General features: G+C 37.5%; 18 protein-coding genes and 1 pseudogene. 4 read left to right on the top strand and 15 right to left on the bottom strand.

Going from position 1 to position 21,374, the window contains the following annotated elements; translation table 11 throughout:
• Positions 1 to 14: 14 nt before the first annotated feature.
• Entirely contained in the window at positions 15 to 881 is an 867-nt protein-coding gene (locus AR328_RS19160) for a LysR family transcriptional regulator (protein ID WP_066300057.1), read from the bottom strand.
• Between the two features lie 161 nt (positions 882 to 1,042).
• On the opposite strand from AR328_RS19160, the gene AR328_RS19155 reads away from it, so the two are divergent.
• Positions 1,043 to 1,921 (top strand): DMT family transporter, encoded by an 879-nt coding sequence (locus AR328_RS19155; RefSeq protein ID WP_066300054.1) that lies wholly within the window; start codon positions 1,043 to 1,045, stop codon positions 1,919 to 1,921.
• A gap of 96 nt (positions 1,922 to 2,017) precedes the next feature.
• Here AR328_RS19155 and AR328_RS19150 read toward each other — a convergent pair whose 3' ends face one another.
• From AR328_RS19150 to AR328_RS19125, 6 genes are all read right to left on the bottom strand, one after another.
• Positions 2,018 to 3,223 (bottom strand): DUF418 domain-containing protein, encoded by a 1,206-nt coding sequence (locus AR328_RS19150; protein WP_066300049.1) that lies wholly within the window; start codon positions 3,221 to 3,223, stop codon positions 2,018 to 2,020.
• Between the two features lie 521 nt (positions 3,224 to 3,744).
• The gene (locus AR328_RS19145; protein WP_066300044.1) at positions 3,745 to 4,347 is read right to left on the bottom strand and encodes an alpha/beta hydrolase; all 603 of its coding nucleotides are present in this window, start codon (positions 4,345 to 4,347) and stop codon (positions 3,745 to 3,747) included.
• A 14-nt stretch (positions 4,348 to 4,361) separates the two neighbouring features.
• The gene (locus AR328_RS19140; RefSeq protein WP_066300041.1) at positions 4,362 to 4,970 is read right to left on the bottom strand and encodes a flavin reductase family protein; all 609 of its coding nucleotides are present in this window, start codon (positions 4,968 to 4,970) and stop codon (positions 4,362 to 4,364) included.
• 21 nt (positions 4,971 to 4,991) lie between these two features.
• Positions 4,992 to 5,930, bottom strand: coding sequence for a ring-cleaving dioxygenase (locus AR328_RS19135; protein WP_066300032.1), 939 nt, complete (start codon positions 5,928 to 5,930; stop codon positions 4,992 to 4,994).
• 80 nt (positions 5,931 to 6,010) lie between these two features.
• Entirely contained in the window at positions 6,011 to 6,427 is a 417-nt protein-coding gene (locus AR328_RS19130; RefSeq protein ID WP_066300029.1) for a MarR family winged helix-turn-helix transcriptional regulator, read from the bottom strand.
• A 319-nt stretch (positions 6,428 to 6,746) separates the two neighbouring features.
• The gene (locus AR328_RS19125) at positions 6,747 to 7,619 is read right to left on the bottom strand and encodes a YitT family protein (RefSeq protein WP_066300026.1); all 873 of its coding nucleotides are present in this window, start codon (positions 7,617 to 7,619) and stop codon (positions 6,747 to 6,749) included.
• Between the two features lie 190 nt (positions 7,620 to 7,809).
• Here AR328_RS19125 and AR328_RS19120 point away from each other — a divergent pair, with 190 nt between their 5' ends.
• A complete protein-coding gene (locus tag AR328_RS19120; RefSeq protein WP_066300024.1) occupies positions 7,810 to 10,980 on the top strand; it encodes an ATP-binding cassette domain-containing protein in 3,171 nt (1,056 codons plus the stop codon).
• 82 nt (positions 10,981 to 11,062) lie between these two features.
• Here AR328_RS19120 and AR328_RS19115 read toward each other — a convergent pair whose 3' ends face one another.
• On the bottom strand, positions 11,063 to 11,581 hold the full coding sequence (locus tag AR328_RS19115) for a GNAT family N-acetyltransferase (protein ID WP_066300022.1): 519 nt from the start codon (positions 11,579 to 11,581) through the stop codon (positions 11,063 to 11,065).
• A 23-nt stretch (positions 11,582 to 11,604) separates the two neighbouring features.
• Complete coding sequence (locus AR328_RS19110; RefSeq protein WP_066300015.1) at positions 11,605 to 12,057, bottom strand: MarR family winged helix-turn-helix transcriptional regulator; 453 nt, start codon at positions 12,055 to 12,057, stop codon at positions 11,605 to 11,607.
• Between the two features lie 115 nt (positions 12,058 to 12,172).
• Between AR328_RS19110 and AR328_RS19105 the strand changes: the two genes are divergently transcribed.
• On the top strand, positions 12,173 to 12,805 hold the full coding sequence (locus tag AR328_RS19105; RefSeq protein ID WP_066300013.1) for a YczE/YyaS/YitT family protein: 633 nt from the start codon (positions 12,173 to 12,175) through the stop codon (positions 12,803 to 12,805).
• Between the two features lie 21 nt (positions 12,806 to 12,826).
• Here AR328_RS19105 and AR328_RS19100 read toward each other — a convergent pair whose 3' ends face one another.
• The 3 genes from AR328_RS19100 to AR328_RS19090 form a co-directional block, all read right to left on the bottom strand.
• The gene (locus AR328_RS19100) at positions 12,827 to 13,804 is read right to left on the bottom strand and encodes a ring-cleaving dioxygenase (RefSeq protein ID WP_066300012.1); all 978 of its coding nucleotides are present in this window, start codon (positions 13,802 to 13,804) and stop codon (positions 12,827 to 12,829) included.
• A 38-nt stretch (positions 13,805 to 13,842) separates the two neighbouring features.
• On the bottom strand, positions 13,843 to 14,790 hold the full coding sequence (locus AR328_RS19095) for a ring-cleaving dioxygenase (RefSeq protein WP_066300010.1): 948 nt from the start codon (positions 14,788 to 14,790) through the stop codon (positions 13,843 to 13,845).
• A 278-nt stretch (positions 14,791 to 15,068) separates the two neighbouring features.
• Positions 15,069 to 16,142 carry a PQQ-dependent sugar dehydrogenase gene (locus AR328_RS19090; protein WP_066300009.1) on the bottom strand — a complete coding sequence of 358 codons (1,074 nt, stop codon included), beginning with the start codon at positions 16,140 to 16,142 and terminating at the stop codon, positions 15,069 to 15,071.
• Positions 16,143 to 16,671: 529 nt separating this feature from the next.
• Between AR328_RS19090 and AR328_RS19085 the strand changes: the two genes are divergently transcribed.
• Complete coding sequence (locus AR328_RS19085; protein WP_231735020.1) at positions 16,672 to 16,944, top strand: hypothetical protein; 273 nt, start codon at positions 16,672 to 16,674, stop codon at positions 16,942 to 16,944.
• Positions 16,945 to 17,424: 480 nt separating this feature from the next.
• Here AR328_RS19085 and AR328_RS19075 read toward each other — a convergent pair whose 3' ends face one another.
• The 3 genes and pseudogenes from AR328_RS19075 to AR328_RS23575 all read right to left on the bottom strand — a co-directional run.
• Positions 17,425 to 18,699 (bottom strand): MFS transporter, encoded by a 1,275-nt coding sequence (locus AR328_RS19075; protein ID WP_066299995.1) that lies wholly within the window; start codon positions 18,697 to 18,699, stop codon positions 17,425 to 17,427.
• Between the two features lie 443 nt (positions 18,700 to 19,142).
• Positions 19,143 to 20,744, bottom strand: coding sequence for an FMN-binding glutamate synthase family protein (locus AR328_RS19065; RefSeq protein WP_066299983.1), 1,602 nt, complete (start codon positions 20,742 to 20,744; stop codon positions 19,143 to 19,145).
• 245 nt (positions 20,745 to 20,989) lie between these two features.
• Positions 20,990 to 21,125, bottom strand: a pseudogene (locus tag AR328_RS23575) (IS110 family transposase); the annotation flags it as partial.
• Positions 21,126 to 21,374: the final 249 nt, after the last annotated feature.

The raw sequence follows: 21,374 nt of genomic DNA, 5'->3' as shown, positions 1-21,374 counted from the left end.
TTCAAGTGAACTGATTACTGTGTAGTATACTTCCCAATAATAAAATCAATAAAATATCTGCTTGCTATTGGCAATACCCGTTTGTCTTTGTAGGCCAAACTAATGGTACGGGCAAAAGTGGGGGTAATTGATCTCGTTATAATATTATATGAACATCTTTCTAGGACAAGCTTCGGTAAAATGGAGATACCAAGACCTTGTTCAACCATGGACATAATGGAATAATCATCGTGTACCCGGTATTGAATATTAGGTTCGAAGTTGTTTTGTTTAAAAACAGTTAATGGCTCACTTATTTCTCCCTCATCTAAAAGGATATAAGGTCCATTCGTTAACTCCTTCAATGTCACGTTGCTGTGAGCAGCTAAAGGGTGGTCTGTTGGCAATACAGCGAGCATTTCATCTTCTTGCAAATCAATAGTAGTTAAATTCGAAACGGCCTTCGGATTCACAAAGCCAAAGTCAGCACTTCCATCTTTGATCCAATTAGCGATATCCGTATAATCACCTTGAAGTAATTCGAAATAGACGGCTGGGTATTGTTTCTTGAAATCCTTTATCAATCCAGGCAGCCAATGACAGGCAACACTGGAAAATGTGCCAATTCGAATAAGTCCGCTTTCCAGCCCTTCCATTTCCTTTTGCTTTACCTGAAGCTCCCTGTGCGAATTACAAATATTCCTAATAAACGGCAAAAACTCCTCCCCATCGGGTGTCAGCGTTATCCCCGAACGAGAACGCAAAATAAGAGTAGTAGAAAGTTCTTCCTCCAATGAATGCACCATTTGGCTAATGGCGGATTGGGTATAGCCAAGCTCTTCAGCTGCTTTAGTAAAACTGCCTGTTTCGATCGCTTTGATAAAAGCATAATACGAATTCATACTCACTACCCCTTACATTAGAATTACTAATACTTCTATTATAAATATTCGTTTTACTAATGCAAATGCAGGTGATACGATATAGCCAACCATAAAGTGAATCAGGGTCTTACAGCCTTTTAATCTACGATAAAATAAATACTTGAGAGGAAATAACGGAGATGACACAAAAACAAGCTAACTGGATTTTAGCTACTTGCGCAATGACGTGGGGTACATCTTATATTTTCATGAAAATGAGTGTCGATTCAATCTCTTCATTGACAATTATCGCCTTACGCTTTGGTATTGCCTTTATCGTAATGATGATGATATTTTATAAAAAATTAATTCATGTCAATACAAAAGTATTGACGTACAGTGCCATACTTGGAGCTTTGCTATTCATTATATTCGTGGCTCTTTTGTATGGCATGGAGAGCACGTCTGCTTCTTCAGCGGGCTTTTTGATAAGTACAACCGTTATTTTAGTGCCCATTTTGCAGACATTCATCACACGAAATTTGCCGCGCAAACAGATTGTTTATGGTGTTATGATCGTTTCTATTGGGTTAGCTCTAGTTACGATTGAAGATGGTTTCAATTTTGCACAGGGCTCGCTTTATTGTTTAATTTCCGCCTTCCTGTATGCGGTCCACATTATCTTAACAAACCTCTTTGTTCAAGAGGTGGATACTCTTCAGCTCGGCATTTACCAGCTTGGATTTGCCAGCCTGTATGCAACCATTGGAATTTTCATTTTTGAAACGCCTATTTTACCAAGTGGAATGCTTGATTGGGTCGCAATACTCGGTCTAGCACTTTTTTGCTCCGCTTATGGCTTTGTCATGCAATCCATTGCTCAAAAATACACGACTCCTGAAATCACTGGTTTTCTCTTTTCGCTTGAACCAATTTTTGCAGCTATATTTGCATTTATCTTCCTGCATGAAAATATGGGGATTCAAGGTTATTTTGGTGCTTTGCTTATTTTGGCTGGCGTTTTGATTGCAAACTCTACATCTAAAAAACACCTTTTATTAAAGGAAATAAACGTCTGAAATAACTGAACACTACTATTCTAAACAACTTGCAAATAGCCATATGTGCACATGTTCCCGAACTAAACCCGTTCACATGCATACATATGGCTTTAATTATTTACTAATCTCCTTCTTAAATTGTTGTACTTTTCCATATGTCATTACTCGCCACAGCCATTCGAAAGGACCAAACTGGTACTTTTTTAACCAAAGATGGCTAAAGACGATTTGTACACAATAAAAGATTAGCGTATATAGGAGTCCCATCGCCAACGATATCTCTCCGAACAAACCAAATCCATAAAATACAATGACACCAAAGAAAGTCTGGCATAAATAATTGGTTAGCGCCATTTGCCCGACATAGCGAAACGGATTTAATAGACGCTGCCAAATTTGTTTTTCCAGCAAAAGTGCAATTGTTACTATATAAAAGATTGATAATGTAAATCCGCTAAAATGAAGGTAAAAATAGTTTCCTAGGCTGTGCATAAATACTACTTCTTCTAGCCTGGAGTAACTGAAAACAATGGCAGCCAGCGGTGGAATGCTGATCAAAAGCGTAATAAGCTGTATAATGCGGAGTCTGCGCTTCAATTCAGCAACTCTGCGGAATAAATTGATCTTTCCTGCATACAGACCAAGCAGAAACATTCCAAGAACATCAGGAATGACAAAAGGTTCATTCATGACGATTTCTTTTAATTCATTAGGAACACGCCATTTCAACAACTCAATGTATGAAAGACTTGTATAGGCCTCAATCTTCTCTTCTCCCTCTTCCATCCTCTCCATTTGCAGCTGTCCCGAAATATTTAACGATTCGTCAAATTGTTCGCCAATATAGGCAAATAAGGCTGATGCCCCAGTTATAAATTGGAATAGAGAAATGAGGATGAGTCCCCAAATAAGTACCGTTTTTGCCTTCCGGCGATAGAACAATAATAGAAAAAACCCAATTAACGCATAAGAATGGAGAATATCTCCCTCCCAAAGGAAAACTAGGTGCAAAATGCCGAATAACAGCAAAGCTAGCAGCCGTTTAGAAAACAAACGGAATACTTTTTCCCCTCTTGCTTCCGCTCGTTTCATAAAAATATAAAATCCAAGTCCAAATAGAAAAGAAAAGATCGTATAGAATTTCGTTTGGATAAACATATCAAACAGCATTCGAATCGTTTTATCCATTCCCGTATAGACCATGAATTCGCTTCCTGTAAAAGACGGCATATTCACTAAAAAAATGCCGAGTATGGCAAACCCTCTTATCACATCTAAAGTGATTATTCGATCTTTCCCTAATACAGATTCGTTAGACATTGTTTCCCTGCCTTTCTTTATGTACCTTGACACTCCTCCAAATCCTCACGATAGCCCAAAGAGTGACAATAGCCGTTTTTTTCCACTTGTATATACGTCCTATGCGAGCCAATGGTTCCCAAAATCTTGCTTTTCTTGCAACTTCCCACTAGAGTTGCCTCTTGAATTGTCCTTTTTTGCAAAAGAGGACTCCTGTTCCGCTAAATATCTAAATAGCATGTTTTTCTAGAGGTTCAAGGACACTGGTTCCGTTATTACATGAAATTTAGCTAATTTCTCATGTTTTTACACCATTAACGAACCCTGTGTCCTCTTCATACGATAATATGCTAATTTTATGGAAATAAAGGATCCACTGTCCACTACGTAAAGTGTTCTGCGCCTCTCCTTCTACACTATTGCTATTGTCATCTATTGAAGTTCATGTAATAGAAAAAAAGAACGGGCACAAATTTGTGACCGCCCCATCAAGCTATATTTTATAAATTGTACCCTTCCTATTTCCCTACCATTAACTGATATTATAAAGTCAGATACCATTTACCCGCTGCTCCAACTTCCTCAGCTGTCAATTGATGACCCCTATTTTCCCAATGAAGCTCCACTTTTGCATTTGCCTCTTCTAAGAGCGATTGAAGTTCTTGAGATTCGGCTGGTGAACAAATTGGATCATTTGTTCCAGCTGCAATGAACACAGATTTTCCCGATAAATCAGGAAGCTCTATTCCCCTTCTAGGCACCATCGGGTGATGAAGAATAGCTCCCTTCAAAGCATTTTGATAATGAAATAATAAACTCGCAGCAATATTTGCCCCATTTGAGTAACCAATAGCAATAATATTATCTCGGTCAAAGCTATATTTTTCTGCTGCATCATCAAGAAATTCATTTAATTCTTTTGTTCGGAAAATAAGATCTTCTTCATCAAAAACTCCTTCTGCTAATCTTCTGAAAAAACGAGGCATTCCATTTTCTAAAACATTCCCTCGCACACTTAATACAGAAGCTTCATCATCAATCATTCCGGCAATAGGCAATAGATCTAATTCATTTCCTCCCGTTCCATGAAGCATTAATAAAGTCGGTTTATTAGGATCTTTTCCCTTATTAAATATATGTTTCATTCGTTACCCTCCTACTATTTAGGTCTTTCTATTTCAAAAACTTCTCCGATTTTCGCGTAATAATTACCCGCCAATCGACTAACAGCAGCCAACCCTTTTGAATCGATTCTTCCATTTTCATAAATTTCATTTTCTATATGAAATTGAACGACTTTTCCGATGATAAAATCACAGCCAGGCGTTTCTTTATCTCCCAATTCCAACGAATGCTCAAGTACACATTCCATTCGAATTTTTGCTTGCTGAACACCTGGAACAGAAATTTTAATACTTTCGATTGGTGTTAATTCTGCTAACTCCACTTCACTCTCATGAGGAGGAAGACTGGCAGCTGTTTTATTTACCTTTTCAACATTTTGTTCATCGACAATATGGACGACAAATTCCTTTTTCTCGAGAATATTTTTGGCCGTATCCTTTTGTCTCCCTGCGGAACGTTGAATCGATAAAGAAATCATTGGGGGATTCGAAGATACAATATTAAAATAACTAAAAGGGGCGCCATTTAATACGCCCTCTTCAGACAAGGTTGTAACAAAAGCAATTGGCCTTGGGATAATGCTTCCAATTAGAAATTTATAATTTTCTCTTTCTGTAATTGTATTAGGATCAATGGACAGCATAGGAATCATTCCTTCGCGAAATTAATTTAATTCTCTTACCTTAATCGGTATCAAACTGCGTTCAAGCTGTTCTCTATACTGTTCATACTGTTCAGGCAGCATTAACTGCTCTCCCATTGTTTCTTGCGATTCATCATGAGCGAAGCCTGGAGGATCTGTTGCAATTTCAAATAAGATTTCTCCGTATTCTCTAAAGTAAATGGCATTAAAATAATTTCTATCCTGAACAGGAGTGACACCATAGCCATTTTCCGCAACATATTTCTGCCATTCCAATTGATCATTGTCATCAGCCGCTCTCCATGCAATGTGATGAACGGTTCCAACACCCATTTGCCCTCTGCCAGACGCAGTTGCTTTCAAGTCAATAATATTTCCAATATCAGCTAAAGAACGGAAGCGGATAAAGTCTCCTTCTTTCCCGATAAGCTCAAGTCCCATTACTTTTTCTAACAGTTCTGCTGTTTTTTCTGGCTGAGAAGATAATAATACAGCACCCCCGAACCCTTTGATTGCAACTTCTGGAGTGATCCCCCCAAAGGTCCAAGTATTGATTTCCCCTTCTTCCCTCTCCACGATTTCCAAGCGAAGCCCGTGTGGATCATCGAATTCCAGATACTGTTCACCAAAGCGTTCTGTTTTTGTGAATGAAATATTGAACTTCTCTAATCTCTCTTCCCAGAAACTTATAGCCCCTTTAGGTACAACATAAGAAGTCACACCTACTTGACCATCGCCAATCCTTCCCTGATAAGCATTAGCCCATGGAAAAAAAGTAATTATTGTACCCGGTTTCCCGCCTTCATCACCAAAATATAGATGGTAAGTGCCTGGATCATCAAAATTTACCGTTTGCTTCACTAAACGCAAGCCCAAAACTCCTGCATAGAAATCAACATTTTCTTGGGGATGACCAACGATTGCAGTAATATGATGGATACCCATTGTTTTTTTATTCATTCTATTTTCACTCCTATTGCGATTTATGCTCAAATTTTAGTATCTCAACGTCGAGATATATAATCAAAAAAAATCTAAGTTTATACCCTTACCTTTTTCAATAAGTGTACCAATGTCTCTGCCTCATTAGAATCTAGCGGCTCAAACAGCCCATCAACAACCCCATGATACTTCGGCATGATTTCATTCATCAATTCATTTCCCTCATCAGTTAATAACACATGAATCGCTCGGCGGTCATCTTTACAGGCGGATCTAATCAATAATCCTCTTTGTTCTAACTTGTCCAAGCAATAGGTCATCGAGCTGCTTGAGATTAATATGCGCTTTCCAATTTGCTGAATGGTTTGTTTCCCTTTTTGGTATAGGACCTCTAAAACGGAAAACTCCGTTATATTTAATTTACTTTTTGCCATTTCTTCTTTTATTCGATCATGAATTTCTTTGGATGTTTGCATTAATATCAGAAAGGGCAAATTTGTGCATGTTCTCTCCATATATTTTACCCCCCATAATCTCAAATTTATTTATCTTGAATTCAAGATAATAATATTACTTATTTTTACTTTTGTCAACAACCCTTTTATTAGCTGAGCTTAGCGGCGGACTTCAGTTCCTTTATTTGAGGCAAAATGGGGTAATTCCTAATGTTTGCGGACTTTGATTCCGCTATTTTACAAAAAAGCTGTGATTTCCTGTGTTTTTTCGTAAATAACGTCCTCAGTGTCCGCTTAGCCCTAAATTATGGTCACTTCACAAAAATAACGGATTGAATGTCCGCCAAAAAAAAGCCCAGTGCCTTTGGATTACGCCTATTCAATGAATATCTTGCTTTATGAAGCTGCCGCCCTTCACTTCTGATACATCGTATATTGCTACAAAGGCATTGGGGTCAATTTCATTGATGATTTCTTTCATTTTGCTTTCTTCCAAACGGTTGATGATGCAAGTGATTTCCTTGAATTGCTCATTTGAGTAACTGCCAAGTGCCAGCGTATACGTTGCTCCACGGCCTAATTTCTCACGAATCATTTCAACCATCAATTCAGGCTGAGTGGTGATAATTTTGAAGGTTTTCGAGCCGCTTAAACCTTCCTCCACAATGTGAATGACTTTAGATGCGATAAAGTAGGCAATCGCTGATAGAATAGCTCCCTGTAAACCGAATATCGTTGAGACGACTATAAAAACAAACATATTCAAAAATAAAATGAGATCACTCGTCCCAAAAGGCAGCTTTCGGGAAAGCAATACAGCTAACATATCAATTCCGTCTAATGCTCCGCCATTACGCAAGGCTAATCCCATTCCAAAACCGATGATAATCCCACCAACAACGGTTATTAGTAATGTGTCCCCTTTAACTATGGTTGTTACATGATGCATTAAGCTAGTGCTAACTGCCAGTGAAGCTATACCGAGAACCGAAAAAGCAGCAAAGGTTTTGCCAATTTGTTTGTATCCTAGAAATACGAAGGGAATATTTAATAATGCAATTAGAAGTCCTAGAGGTAACCCAATCAATTGTGACCCAACAATACTCAGTCCTGTCACACCACCGTCTGATACTTGGTTCGGGATTAATACCGCTTCTAGTCCATAGGCAGTTATAAATCCTCCTATAATAACCAAGCATGCACGTACCACCATCATCAGTTTATTGCGTTTTTGCTTTGTTTTTGTACTCATTCATGATCCTCGTTTCAACTTTTCATTTATTTATGTAATTATTTTTAACACAATTTTACTTTTTAGCACAAATGATACATCTTTTTCAAACTAAGAGAATTATTCATCTGCTCGAAAAAAACGCAACAATTCCATTTGAAGTTGTGCTAACATGGCAATACTAGATTTAGAGAATGGAGAGGATAGGCCGATGAAAATAAATCAATTAATTGCCAACAATATTAACCGTTTAGATGCTGTCTTGCCGGAAGATCAATCGTTAGGAATTGCTGGTTTGTCCGGATCTGGCAAGACTACATTTTGCCAAACCATTGGGGAAGAATCCAAGAAGCGTCTCGTTTCCTTATTGCCAAAGGCTGAATACCAGTACTTATTTCCAAACATTATGGAAACTAATTTCAGTGCCATCAAGATGGAGGAGATGCCTTTAGTTCTTTTTCTCGGAAGATCATCCATTTCTTCCAATCCGCGTTCAACGATTGGCACGCATACTGGCGTATTTACAGAGGTTCGTGTAAAACTTGCTGAAAAATACAATCTTTCTCCAGAAGTCTTTTCATTTAATAATGAATTAGGCTGGTGTCCTAAGTGTAAAGGCCGTGGTACTAATAGTAATGTCGAATGTCCAAAGTGTGAGGGAAAGCGCTATAATCAAGAAACCCTGCAGTATACGATTGAATTATTTGATCAACCACATAATATTTCCGATATGAATAACTTGAGTGTTGAGACCATTCTTTCACTAGCAGATGTTTTAGATCTTAGTGAAGGGAAACAAAACATTCTTCAAAATATAATCAATATGAATATTGGTTACTTAACCTTGAATCGCATTATGGGTACATTGTCAGGCGGAGAATTAACACGGCTTTACTTGGCGGAATTTATGGCAGTAAGCGAGAATACCGTTATTATCATTGATGAAATCTCTGTTGGCCTTGATCACCAAACACTTTTGAACATTTTAGAACAGATTAAACAATTAGGCTATAAGAATCAAATTTGGCTCATTGATCATTCAGATACAGTGCTCGATACAACAGATGAGCAATTGTTCTTCGGACCTGGCAGCGGGAAATATGGTGGAAAAATCGTAGAGGAATCCCCACGTCCCGCTCCAATCGTTTTGGAGCGAAACGAGGCAACGCCAACAGAATACTATCAATTTCATGATCTATATTGCCGTAATATTCAAATGGCCAAATTTCAGATTCCCAAAAATAGACTGGTAACCGTTACGGGTGAGTCTGGATGCGGAAAATCTACACTTGTCAATGAATGTATAGCTACAGATTTTCTGAAGAGATATCCGAAAGATAAACTCGTTATGGTAGGCCAAGATCGAAATCAATCGATTACGAGTAGGTCAACCGTTGCGACTTTTCTTGATATTAAGAAGAAACTTACAAAATATAGCGAAGATATTGATGATATTTTTCTGCGCTCTATTGAGGAAATTATTAATGAACTGCCAAAAGAAGACATCGTACATAAACGCTTAAGCTTATTAATCAAACTTGGACTTGGTTATTTGACGTTGGAAAGAAAAACACAGTCTTTATCGACTGGTGAATTTCAATGTGTCCATTTAGTTTCTGAGCTGTTTGCTAATTCAAGAAACCCACATACGCTTTTTATATTTGACGAACCTTCAAAAGGTTTATCACAAAATATTTTAAATCAATTTATTGATAGTATAAGAGACATTCTGCAGGATGAATCCGTCTCAATCATCATGATTGAACATAATTCGTATATGCTGGCAAACTCAGATTTTATCGTGGATTTTGGTAAAAGACAGCTTGAACCTGTGGAGCATCTTGATGTTGTCAGTCACGATGATTATTATCGTCTTAAAAACAGAGAAGATACTGCTGCTCCAACGCCTATATCTTCCACACTCAATCAGCAAAACGGCATTACCTATTTAAAAGAAAATCATATTGCCTACTTCAAAAATGCAGAAAACGTCTATAAGGGCGGCATCTTAAAAACCTTATCATCCATGGCCCGTTTGATTTACGGTGAATACGAATCTGAAAAAATCGCACCCGTTATTGCCATCGATCTAGAAAGACACTTATATAGCCAATATAGTTTTCTCTATGAAATAGGCGGACTGATCAATCATATTGTGGCCGCTCATCCGACTAATAAAGATACGAGAAAATTTGATTTCTTTTCTCCTGACAATCATTGCCAATCATGCTCGGGTCGTCTTAAGATTGAAATATTTGATAAAGATCTTGTGATTCAAGACAAAAACCTTCCATTCTGGGATGGTCTATTCTATCCAGATATAATGGAAGTATTAAAATTTTATCAATACCCAAAATTAGAGTTTCTATTTGAAGAAATTAAGAATGAGCTTGGTCAAGATTTAACGAAAAGCTATAATGAGATGTCAGATGAAGAAAAGCATACATTTTGGTACGGGTATTTTGAAAAGTCATTTTATGATAAGAAAGGCAAGGCACGTCGAACATGGGTCGGTTTTAATACGATCCTTGGTATGTATATTGTTGTTTCAAAATCAAAGATTAAGGAGCAAATGAAAGCTTCTAAAGAAATGATTACATGCCCCATTTGTGAGGGTACTGTTTTAAACCATCATAAGCCGCTTAAATTTGGAGATATAGATATCCGTGAAGTAATTAATCAGCCGATTGACCAAGTATTGACAATAACAGGTGGCTTACCTGCACTCGACAAACTGAAATCGATTGTAGGCGGAGATATGATTTTGACAGAGGACGTCTCACTAATGCCTAGAGAAACACAAGTTGCCCTGAAAATGCTTGAACTCGAACTGGCGAGCTTTACGGGTTATGAAATGGTTTTACAAAATGTCTTACCATTCTGGGGCAGTATTAGCGGCAATATCGAAGCCATCAGCCTTCATAATCAAATCACTATCTGTGACTTTGCCAATATCACAGAGACGAGAGAAGTAATCATAGATAAATATTTCACAAATGGTAAATACAAAAAACTAACCTATGTCTATGAAGCGTTTGGCTACAAAAAGTTAATTACCGAAATTAATAAAATTAAAAAGAGCCATCCATGTCCTTTCTGTAAAGGAAAGAAAGTGATATCAGAAGATAATCTCCATGATGGCGTGTATAAATTAACCATTCCGTGTGTAAGTTGTTATGCAAGCGGCATCAATGATGATGGCCTGATGGAACTTGTTGAAGACATACAAGTAAAAACATGGTTAACTGGAACTGTAAGTGATGTTATTGATGAAAGCTTATATACAGAAGCTGTTGCGGATATTCCCATTTTCAATCGTATACGTGAATTGAATAAACGAGATATGATGGCAGTGTATCAATGCCTTGAGCAAAATAACTAAAATAGAAAACGTTGTTGGTCTAGTCTTGGATAAAAGCCTGGGGGAATCTGTATAACAGTATTCTCTCAGGCTTTTAACTTAGTTATATAAGTGTTTTGGTCAATATTAAATCCGTTTGTTCTTCATCACCCATATAAAAAGAATGAGCCCCCGTTTGAACAAACCCCATTTTCTTATAAAAGGCAATCGCATTTTCATTTTGTTCCCAGACGCCTAGCCAGATTTTCTTTTTCTTACGTTCCGTCGCCAATTCCACAGAATTATTGAGCAGATATTTACCAAGCCCATGTTTTTGGAATTTATTTTTTATATAAATCCTTTCGATTTCAAATGATTCATCATCCATTTCTTCAGACTGAGCTTCATTCGTATTGACCTTTAAATATCCAGCAATTTCGTCATTAAAATATACAAAAAAGAATTCCGAAGACATATTGGATAATTCTTTTTCCAATTGGTTTAAATTAAAAGCTCTTTCCAAATAGGTACCCATATTTTCGGGTGAATTCTGATTTTTAAATGTATCATTGAATGTTTCAATGCTTATTTCTTGGAGTGTTTGTAAATCTTCAAGGGCACACATTTTTATCTTAATTGTCATTTAAATAGGGCTCCTTTATCTATTTAATAAATTCTTTTGTTTCCTTTTTTGACAAACTCCCATTCTTTTTCAATATTATTTCTTACTCGTTGAAGGAGGTTGGAAATGGTTTCTGCTTCACTTTCGGAAAATCCTGTTAATGCGACACTATTCGAATGATCATGTTCTTTTTTTATAAAAGGGTAAACACTTTTTCCTTTCTCTGTTGGAAAGAGCTTTTTTATTTTTTTGTTATGTTCATCATCTTTTTTTTCAATAAAGCCATTCATTTCAAGCTTTTTTATAGCACGAGCTGCAGTTGTTCGATCGACCATGATCATCTCAGCTACCTTTTCTTGAATGATTCCAGGGTTCTCACATATTCGCACAAGGTATAAATATTGCCCTTTTGTAAGGTCATATTCTTTAAATTCGATATTGCTTATGGAATCTAATGCCCTTGCGATCATTCCAATTTCACGAAGAATTTCCTTCATTATAAACTCCTTAGCACATAATTTTGTTGCAAATGCAATAAATATAGCCTATATTAAATGTAACTCGAATTTGTTGTATTTGCAACAAAAAATAATGTTGAAGAGGTCGAGTGAAGTGAAATATGCTTTTTTTGTACTGGGAATTTTAATATTAACGTTTGGTATTTCTTTGACTATCCAATCAGAACTTGGAACATCACCTTTTGATGCGCTTTTGGTTGGGCTTTCCATTAATGTCGGGCTTACTGTGGGAAGTTGGGAAGTCATAATCGCTATCATAATGATTGGCTGTAATTCACTTTTGAAAAGGCAGAGGCCCGAAGTTTTGGGTTTGCTGACAGCTTTTATAACAGGTGTTGGTATTGATATGTGGCTTTTTTTGTTACACTTTTTTGTTACACCTGAACTATGGATCAACAAAGTTGTTTGTTTTGGAATTGGCTTAGTTGTAATAGGATTTGGAACAGCCTTGTATTTACATACAAATTTTGCACCGATACCAGTTGACCGATTAACATTAATCCTACAAAAATTAACTAGAACAAATATATTCTTTTCGAGAACATTCATTTACCTCGTATTCTTGATAATGGCATTGATTTTTAATGGGCCGATTGGCGTTGGCACTTTACTAACCGTTTGTTTAGGCGGGCTAATACTTAATTACTTTATGCCAGTCACTAAAAAAATATTGGACCACACCTTAATACATTCTTCTCCACCAAATGATAAAAGCCATTCAATGTAGAATGGCTTTCGTTGTGGCATATTACTCTTTGATGAATTCCTTTGTACTTCTAACTGTATCAATTGGGCGAACCATTTTTTCTATTTGTTCACGTTTTGGCTCTAAGAATGGAGGTAAAGATAATTTCTCACCTAGTGTTTCGTAAGGCTCATCTCCCATAAATCCAGGACCATCTGTAGCAAACTCGAATAAAATTTGCGGTGCCACTTTTGCGTATAAAGACTCAAAAAAGTAACGATTGATGTAACCCGATGTTGGGAGGCCAAAACCACTCATTCGCTCATTCCATTCATCTAGTTCTACACGATTCTCTACTCGGAATGCCGCATGGTGAACTGTACCAAAGCCTTGTCGGGCTTGAGGCAGAACAGTGTTGTATTCTACAATGACTGAAGCGCCATTTCCACCTTCCCCTACTTCAAATAAATGGAATGAACCTTCTTTTGCAGTCTCTTTAAATAAAAGGACTTTTTCCAGGATTTCTTTAAAGTAATCAAAGATCGCTATACGAACGAAAACCGGTCCTAAACCAGTAATGGCGTATTCTAGTGGGACCGGGCCCTTTTGCCAAGGTGTACCTGATTCCACTCCTTTATTGAATTCATCTGAAATTATTTGATATTGTTGGTCATCGAAATCAACGAAAGAGAGAGTTTTCTTGCCAAACTGCTCTTTAATGCCAGTATGTTTGACTTCTAAACGATCAAAACGTTTTACCCAATACTCTAATGCTGCATCACTTGGTACACGGAAAGAGGTCTTTGAAATCTCATTTGTCCCATGTACACCTTTCTGACTGCCTGGGAAGTCAAAGAACGTCATGTCTGTTCCTGCACTGCCTTTATCATCGGCAAAGAATAAATGATAGGTTTGGATACTATCTTGATTGACTGTTTTTTTAACTAAACGCATACCTAGAACATATGTGAAAAATTCATAGTTCTTTTCTGCACTGCTTGTAATAGCTGTTACGTGGTGTACCCCTTTTAATTGATTCATTTTATTTTCCTCCTAAGAATGTTTATATGTTAGTCTGATCAATATTCTTCAATTGGTTTTAGATTTTTTTCAATTTCATCTCGGCGGTCTTCCAAAAATGGCGGCAATAACAATCTTTCACCAAGTGTTTCGATATCATCACCATCGGCAGTGAAGCCTGGGCCATCCGTTGCAATTTCAAATAGTATTCCGTTAGATTCACGGAAATATAGACTCTTGAAGTAGAAGCGGTCCACTATGCCAGATGAAGCGAAGCCACGCGCCCGTACTTGTTCATCCCAATATTCTAGTTCTTTATCATTTTTTACGCGAATAGCTAGATGATGAATACTGCCGCGGCCTGGCTTTTCAGAAGGGCCATCTAAAGCATTCACGATGATTTCTCCAAAAACTTCTTCTTCAATCGATTGGAAAATCGCGGACGTTTTTGTACGGTTTACTTCTGTGTAGCCAAACATATCTGTCAGTGTATTTGCGAGCTTATCAAGTCTTTGTACCGTTATTTCTACAGTCCCCATACCTTGGATTTGATGCTGGGCAGGGATTTCGGACTTTTCCCAAGTTTCCCAGTGCTCAACTTTTGCCCCATTTGAAACAATAAGCGCCAACCGCAACCCTTCCGGATCTTCGAAAAGTAAGGCAGTGTGATTGGCATACTTCGTAATTTTGCCATGTTCAACACCGTAGTCCTCAAAGCGCGATTGCCAATACAGTAAACCATCCACTGTCGGGACAAGCAACCCGATTCTTGTAATGGCATTGGTGCCACGATGTGTTCTACCTACTAGCGGAATTTCAAAAAATGATAGCTCCGTACCTGGGCTGCCGGTTTTGTCTCCAAAGAATAAGTGATACATCGATGGGTCATCTTGATTGACCGTTATTTTCACACGACGTAAACCGAGTACTTTGCGATAAAAGTGATTATTATGGCTTGCGTTTTTTGTAATCATCGAAATGTGATGATGTCCTGGAATTTTATACATAAGTCATTTCTCCTTTTTATCAATTTACAAATCAAGTGATAGATTAAAAAAAATTTGAGAAGGATCTTACTTTCCCATTTTATTTTCTGTGTTTTTTTGTAATTTAGACATAAGGTTATATAGTGTTTTCTGTTCTTCTTTTGTTAAACACTCATTGATCATAAAGACGTTTGTTACTTACACTTTACACCTCAAGTGAAGATAATGCAATAAAAATATCTCGGATCCAAGATATTTTTATAATACTCCCCAAATCATTAATATTTTTGGGGTTATAATCAGTTTAAATCTGAAAGGGAGATGCGGTATAACTTATCGTCATTATCTTGCGGATTTCCACGACCATCTGAATTATTGCTAATGAAGTAAAGGTTATTATCTTCAATTAGCACATCTCGAATCCTGCCAAGACCAGTTATTACTTCATGGTATTCACCTGTTTCAAGGTCAAATTCTAAAACAGCAGTGCCTCTTAATGCTGCAGCATACAATTTACCATTCTGATTGGCCATTCCTGACGGTGCCCAAGTCGAGTCATCACCTGAAGTGAATAGTGGTGAAACCATCCCATCTTGTTCTTCGTGCCCTTCGATTATTGGCCATCCGTAATTTTGACCTGCTTCTATTCTATTTATTTCATCATTTGCACTGTTTCCATGCTCACTTGCATATAGCGTTCCATCAGGTAACCAAGTAATTCCTTGGGGATTACGATGTCCATAGCTAAAAACATATGAATCTGAAAATGGGTTATCACTTGGGATAGATCCATCAAGATTCATTCTTAAAATCTTCCCTCCTAAAGAATTGCTGTCCTGTGCAATTTCTCGGTCAGATGCATCACCAGCTGTTGCATAAAGCTTTCCATCGGGCCCAATTTTAAGCCTTCCTCCATGATGGTAAGTACCACTTGGGATACGATCAAGGAGCAAACTCTCCTCTCTCCAAACATTATCTTCCAAATGAAGAGTTATAATGCGATTAAACTGCCCGGTACTGCCTTCATATGTATAATAGGCATAGGCTAAATTCGATTCCTGAAAGTCAGGAGCAAGCACAAATCCTAGTAACCCTGCTTCCGAGGCTGTTGCAAGGTCTTTCTCGAGTTCTACACGATGCCTTTCCATTTCTCCATTTTCTATTTTCACGATAGATCCCGATCTTTCAGTTAGATAGAAAGTATCATTCACTTTTTCGATTGACCAAGGAACATTGAGATTTTCTTCAAGTATTTCCAATTTATTATTTTCCTGCTGGCTTGGCGGTTTGCTTTGCTCGTTATCATTATGATTTGAAGAACAACCAACTAATAAGAGAATAAGTACCATACATGCAGTTACAATTTTTTTCAACACCAATCACCTTTCCTACCTTTTTATAAAAAAAGTATCCCAAAAGCTGACTTTAAGACACATTATACTTTTTCGCATTACTTCTATTTAAAAGTATGAACTCTAATAGGCGGAAAATTTCCGGCTATTGTAGAAATTGTGGCTTAAATGCCAAATATAAGCGGAGGGATTCCGCTTATCCAGTCAAAAAAGGTCAAAATCCAACGATTTGGAACATATAAGCGGAAAAACTACCTCTATTTTAAGGGAAATGTATGTATTTCCCAACTTAAGCGGAATTTGTCCGTTTATTTTTCAACAGGGTTAGTAATTCAATTCAGAAGCAGACGATAATTCCACAGTTTTATACAATGAAGATATTGGTTTAGGTAAAAATATTGGAGTGTCTATATACATTATCTTCAGTATATTTACAAAATTATGTTAATATATTGTTGTAAACCATAATATTTCTAAGGGGGAGAATATCATTCGAACGAAATATTTAATTATTTTGCTTATAACTTTTGTTGTAGAAGTGGCTATAACGATGTTCGTTGCAACAAAATTTTCTGTTAGATTTATTGAGGTAATGTTTTTCACTGGCATAGCTTTTGCTGCTATTAGCTTTTACTTTTCAAGCAGTGGAGGGATTGTTTCAAATTATAGTTCTTCACAAGTCAGTGCGCAAACAGGTTTAATCCAAAAAAGAGAAAAATTTGTGTTTAGAAGAGGACCTATATTTACTTCTTCGATAATTTTTTTCCTCATAGGATTAGTGTTATTTATTCTGCTCATTACAGGAATTATCCCACCTGCTTAAAAGTAATTTGGGCTGAAGCTACTTTAGAGCCAATCGGAACAATGTTCATTGGGTCAAGGGGGAGAATAGATATTAAGGGAACTAATGGGTCTGTAAAACTTACACTAGTAGACAGAACTTTATCTAAACCAAGGGTAACTGTTTATATCTTGGGTTCTGAAACTGAATACTTACTAGCTAAAGCAAAAGGCGAATCTGAGCCAAAAACAGATGTTGTTTATAGGTGGAAAGTCATGACTAATCCCCCAAATGTTCAATATATACCTTTAAATGAAGAAACTTTCTCGGAAGCGTTATTATCGGTAGTTAGATGAAGTTTTCAGGGATGAATCAAAGCATTAAGGAAATTGCTCAATGGTATAATATTAACAAGGTTTCCATTGAGCTTTATAGATTAATAATTCTTAATTCACCTCCCTTTTTAAATTATCGTGTGAGGTGAGAGTAAATTAAATATATCAGTTTTAGCCTTCTATTATTCTATAAGGTCATAGTTTCACCTCTAGTTAATTGACTGGATTGCTGCTTTTTAATCAAAATTACAAATAAGCTCCCTAATAAACAGAAAACTCCTGCCAAGAAAAATGCCCATGTATAAGTATTGAAAAACTTATAGATTAGGCCTCCTCCATAAGCAGCTGTTGCAGCACCCGCCTGATGAAATGCAAAAATCCAACCATAAATTATGGCGCTTTTATTAGTACCGAAAATCTGTCTTGAGATACTAATCGTCGGTGGAACAGTCGCTATCCAATCTAATCCATAGAATATAGCAAAGATAATGAGCATAGTTGTAGAACCTTTAATTAATGCATAAGGAAGTAGAACCAAAGAAGCTCCTCTTAAACAATAGTACCAAAATAATAGCCACCGATTATCGAAACGATCAGATAACCAGCCCGATAGAGTGGTTCCTACTAGATTAAAGATTCCCATAAACGAAAGAAGTGAAGCTGCTGTAACTAAAGGTACTCCAAAACTTATACAATAAGAAACAAAATGTGTTCCAATTAAACCGCTTGTTGAAAGCCCACAAATGAAGAAACTACTAGATAATAACCAGAATTCCTTCACTTTTACAGCTTCGTGCAAACCTTTGAAAGCTATAACTATAGGGTTTTCCTTTTGACCCTCATTACTCTCTTGTACTTCTTCTTCACGTCCATATGGGAGAATGCCAACATCCTTTGGTGTATTTTTCATAAATATTAGAATGATGATAAGCATGATGATACCAAGGATCATTATTAAACCAATCGCTGGTCGCCATGAATAATGTTCTATAATTGCCGCTAAGATAGGAAGTAAAATTAACTGCCCTGTCGCTGTTGCTGCCGTTAATATTCCTATGGCAAGGCCTCTTCTTTTTTCAAACCAAAGATTCGCTACATACGGACTTAATACTGTTAAAAAAAGACTTGATCCAAGCCCAATAATAAAGCCCCAAATGATAATCATCTGCCACGATTGATTCATAATGAAGGTCAGCATAATACCCGTTAGCAGAGTTGACATAGAAACGATCATCATTTTCTTTAAGCCAATCACATTAAGCAATGCTGCCATAAATGGCCCCGATATACCAAACAAAAACATACTGATACCAAAACCGAGTGCAATAACAGATCGATCCCAGCCAAATTCTTTTTCAAAAGGATCTATGAAAACCCCAGATGCTGACATGACAATTCCTGCTACAATAATGGAGAAAAATGTTATGGCAAGAATAAGCCAGCTATAGTGTATACGTTTCATTTCTAAACCACCTCCGTAGCCTTCATAAAAGACCGGCTTATTTTCTTAATATTAAGCCGGAACTTATTATTAGTAAAATTGAAATTAATGAAATTATCCATTGATTTCTCTGATACTATAGAAGTGAGAAATATAAAAGTGGGTGAAATGATGGAAATACGCCATTTTGTTACGTTTAATAAGCTTCTACTTAGGGAGACTTTTTTGCTTTCGTCCATAAAAAAGCCCCCTATTATTTCAATTAATAGGAGGTAATTAAATTTATTTTTTGGCCTGTGGATACATATGCAATGCTAGTGGAATCTATCCGTCTATTTAAGCGATTTTTGACTATTTTCTTGATCGGGTACTTAGCAGATCCCCCAGCCGATAAGAGCAGATCCTCTTGATCCCAGATGCAGGAATCAACATCTTAAATTCGGGTAGGACAGGCACGGACAGTTTTACCCAGCATCTACTTGTTCCTGGATTTCTTTTAAAATTCTTTCAAGTGATGTCACGACGCCTTTTTCGTCCTTGTAGCTGATATGTTGCGGCCGGAAATGAATTGGAGAGTCAATGCCCGCCGCTGCTGAAATTCGAAACAATCCCTTTCTTAGGGTAACTAGGTAATTTACTACCCGATATTTCTTTTCATCAATAACAAGTGCCTTTTGGAGATTAGGGTCTGTTGTCGCAACGCCGACCGGACAGGCATTTGAATTGCATTTCAAGGTTTGGATACATCCAACCGTGATCATAAATCCAAGCGCGATGTTGACCAGGTCAGCCCCCATGGCCAAAGCAATGGCTATTCGGTCAGGGGTGAACAGCTTTCCGGAGGCAATGATTCTGACCCGGTCACGGACTCCATATTTTTGTAAAGTCGCGACTAAAATGGGCAGGGCTGATTTAATTGGCAAGCCCACAGCGTCAATTAATTCCTGATAGGATGCCCCCGTACCACCTTCACCGCCGTCAACCGTTATAAAATTAGGTCCTTTTCCGGTATCGCGCATATACTTGGCTAATTCTTCGACGCTGTCATTCCCACCAACCACAATCTTCATTCCTACAGGCTTGCCCGTATGTTCACGTATTTTTTCAATAAATTCGCACAGCGAACCTACATCGCTAAATTGGTGGAAGCGGTTGGGACTATCAACGGATTTCCATGCCTCTACCTTGCGAATCTCCGCGATTTCCGGAGTTACTTTTTCACCGTCAATATGGCCGCCGCGTATTTTGGCCCCTTGAGCAAGTTTAAGTTCAAAGGCTTTTACTTGGGGGATTTCACTTTTCCTCTTCAACTCGTCCCAGTCAACATTGCCATCCATATCTCGAATCCCAAAGAGGCCTGGACCAATCTGCATGATGATATCGACCCCTCCTTCTAAATGATAAGGGGATAAGCCACCTTCACCGGTATTCATCCAAGTGCCTTTCGCCAATGCCAATCCTTTTGATAAGGTAGAAATGGCATTTTTCCCAAGTGCTCCATAACTCATGGCCGACATGCCGATATGGCCTTTCAGAACAAATGGATATTTGGTGTCCTGGCCAATGACGATGGCATCATCATCATGCAATAACTGGGCGAGCGATTCCTCGTCCTCCCATTTCTCCTCACGTTGGGAAAAAAGCGGATCCTTTATTAGAATGTATCGTTTTGTAAACACTTTTGTTTCACGGTCCATTTTTATTTCTTCGGCTAACTTCGGGAACATCGCGTTGCGGATATAGAGACCTTCCTCATCAAAATCTCGTTTGGATCCAAATGCAACGACATCCCTTTTGTATTTAGCACTTTTCACAATATGCTCATATTCGTCGCGTGAAAACGGCTTCCCTTCCGTATCGCTATTGAACCAATATTGGCGAAATTCTGGACCTATTTTTTCTAAAAAATAACGCATCCTGCCAAGCGCGGGATAGTTGCGTAAAATCGAGTGGGCCTTTTGATTACGGTCAAATATGTATAAGTAAACTAGAAAAATAATAAGTCCGAGAAGAATTAGCGCTCCTAATCCAATTACTATAACAATCAAAGTATTCGCAATATGCATCTGAATCCAGCCCCTTAAAAGACATATGGGCATAATTTATACAGATTTCAAAATTTTATACATTACTACGTCCTTTACTATTCGTAACATTTGTCATAAAACTGGTTGTATTCATTATAAGAATGTTCTTTACTAATTCTTCAACAATCGCGCCCGATCGTATTATAAGGTCAACCAGAAATATTTTCTGGCTGACCTTATAATACGAGGGGGACGTTCTCCTGAAATATCTTCTATCTCTTTAATAAAATCTAATAAACTAGCTAACCCATCAAGATCGTGTTTTACTTTGAAACTTTTCTTGTAGGGCTTCTTTCTTTCCAAGTATGCTTGAACCTGACTTTCACCTTTTGCTACATCCAGACCAACGACTGGATTCATTAAAATTCCTCCTTCAAAAATATAATTGCCGGTAACCCCTAAATCCTCCTCATAGTGTCATAGCTTCGCTTGTTATACGAGATCATTGTCCCAACCAGCCTCAAACATGTTTCTACAAGTAGGGGGCGAACTGTTTTGCGGACGGGGTCTTAGCCCCACGGGCGCGATTGTTGAAGAAGGACTTTAATATTATAAGTTAGAAAAAAGGAATGTCTCCAAAATTGAGACATTCCTTTAGATTTTCAAGAG

It is taken from the genome of Bacillus sp. FJAT-29937, assembly GCF_001509555.1.
Classification (GTDB): domain Bacteria; phylum Bacillota; class Bacilli; order Bacillales; family Cytobacillaceae; genus Cytobacillus.
Note: the sequence above shows the minus strand (reverse complement) of the source record. Positions and strands in the feature narration are given on the sequence as shown.

Bases quoted from the DNA above. Each gene is read 5' to 3' on its own strand.
- AR328_RS19140 (WP_066300041.1), bottom strand. From the start codon at position 4,970: ATGCTGTCCATTGATCCTAATACAATTACAGAAAGAGAAAATTATAAA.
- AR328_RS19110 (WP_066300015.1), bottom strand. From the start codon at position 12,057: ATGAAGGAAATTCTTCGTGAAATTGGAATGATCGCAAGGGCATTAGAT.
- AR328_RS19095 (WP_066300010.1), bottom strand. From the start codon at position 14,790: ATGTATAAAATTCCAGGACATCATCACATTTCGATGATTACAAAAAAC.
- AR328_RS19155 (WP_066300054.1), top strand. From the start codon at position 1,043: ATGACACAAAAACAAGCTAACTGGATTTTAGCTACTTGCGCAATGACG.
- AR328_RS19115 (WP_066300022.1), bottom strand. From the start codon at position 11,581: ATGACAATTAAGATAAAAATGTGTGCCCTTGAAGATTTACAAACACTC.
- AR328_RS19075 (WP_066299995.1), bottom strand. From the start codon at position 18,699: ATGAAACGTATACACTATAGCTGGCTTATTCTTGCCATAACATTTTTC.
- AR328_RS19160 (WP_066300057.1), bottom strand. From the start codon at position 881: ATGAATTCGTATTATGCTTTTATCAAAGCGATCGAAACAGGCAGTTTT.
- AR328_RS19150 (WP_066300049.1), bottom strand. From the start codon at position 3,223: ATGTCTAACGAATCTGTATTAGGGAAAGATCGAATAATCACTTTAGAT.
- AR328_RS19130 (WP_066300029.1), bottom strand. From the start codon at position 6,427: ATGGAGAGAACATGCACAAATTTGCCCTTTCTGATATTAATGCAAACA.
- AR328_RS19145 (WP_066300044.1), bottom strand. From the start codon at position 4,347: ATGAAACATATATTTAATAAGGGAAAAGATCCTAATAAACCGACTTTA.
- AR328_RS19125 (WP_066300026.1), bottom strand. From the start codon at position 7,619: ATGAGTACAAAAACAAAGCAAAAACGCAATAAACTGATGATGGTGGTA.
- AR328_RS19100 (WP_066300012.1), bottom strand. From the start codon at position 13,804: ATGAATCAATTAAAAGGGGTACACCACGTAACAGCTATTACAAGCAGT.
- AR328_RS19085 (WP_231735020.1), top strand. From the start codon at position 16,672: ATGTTCGTTGCAACAAAATTTTCTGTTAGATTTATTGAGGTAATGTTT.
- AR328_RS19135 (WP_066300032.1), bottom strand. From the start codon at position 5,930: ATGAATAAAAAAACAATGGGTATCCATCATATTACTGCAATCGTTGGT.
- AR328_RS19120 (WP_066300024.1), top strand. From the start codon at position 7,810: ATGAAAATAAATCAATTAATTGCCAACAATATTAACCGTTTAGATGCT.
- AR328_RS19065 (WP_066299983.1), bottom strand. From the start codon at position 20,744: ATGCATATTGCGAATACTTTGATTGTTATAGTAATTGGATTAGGAGCG.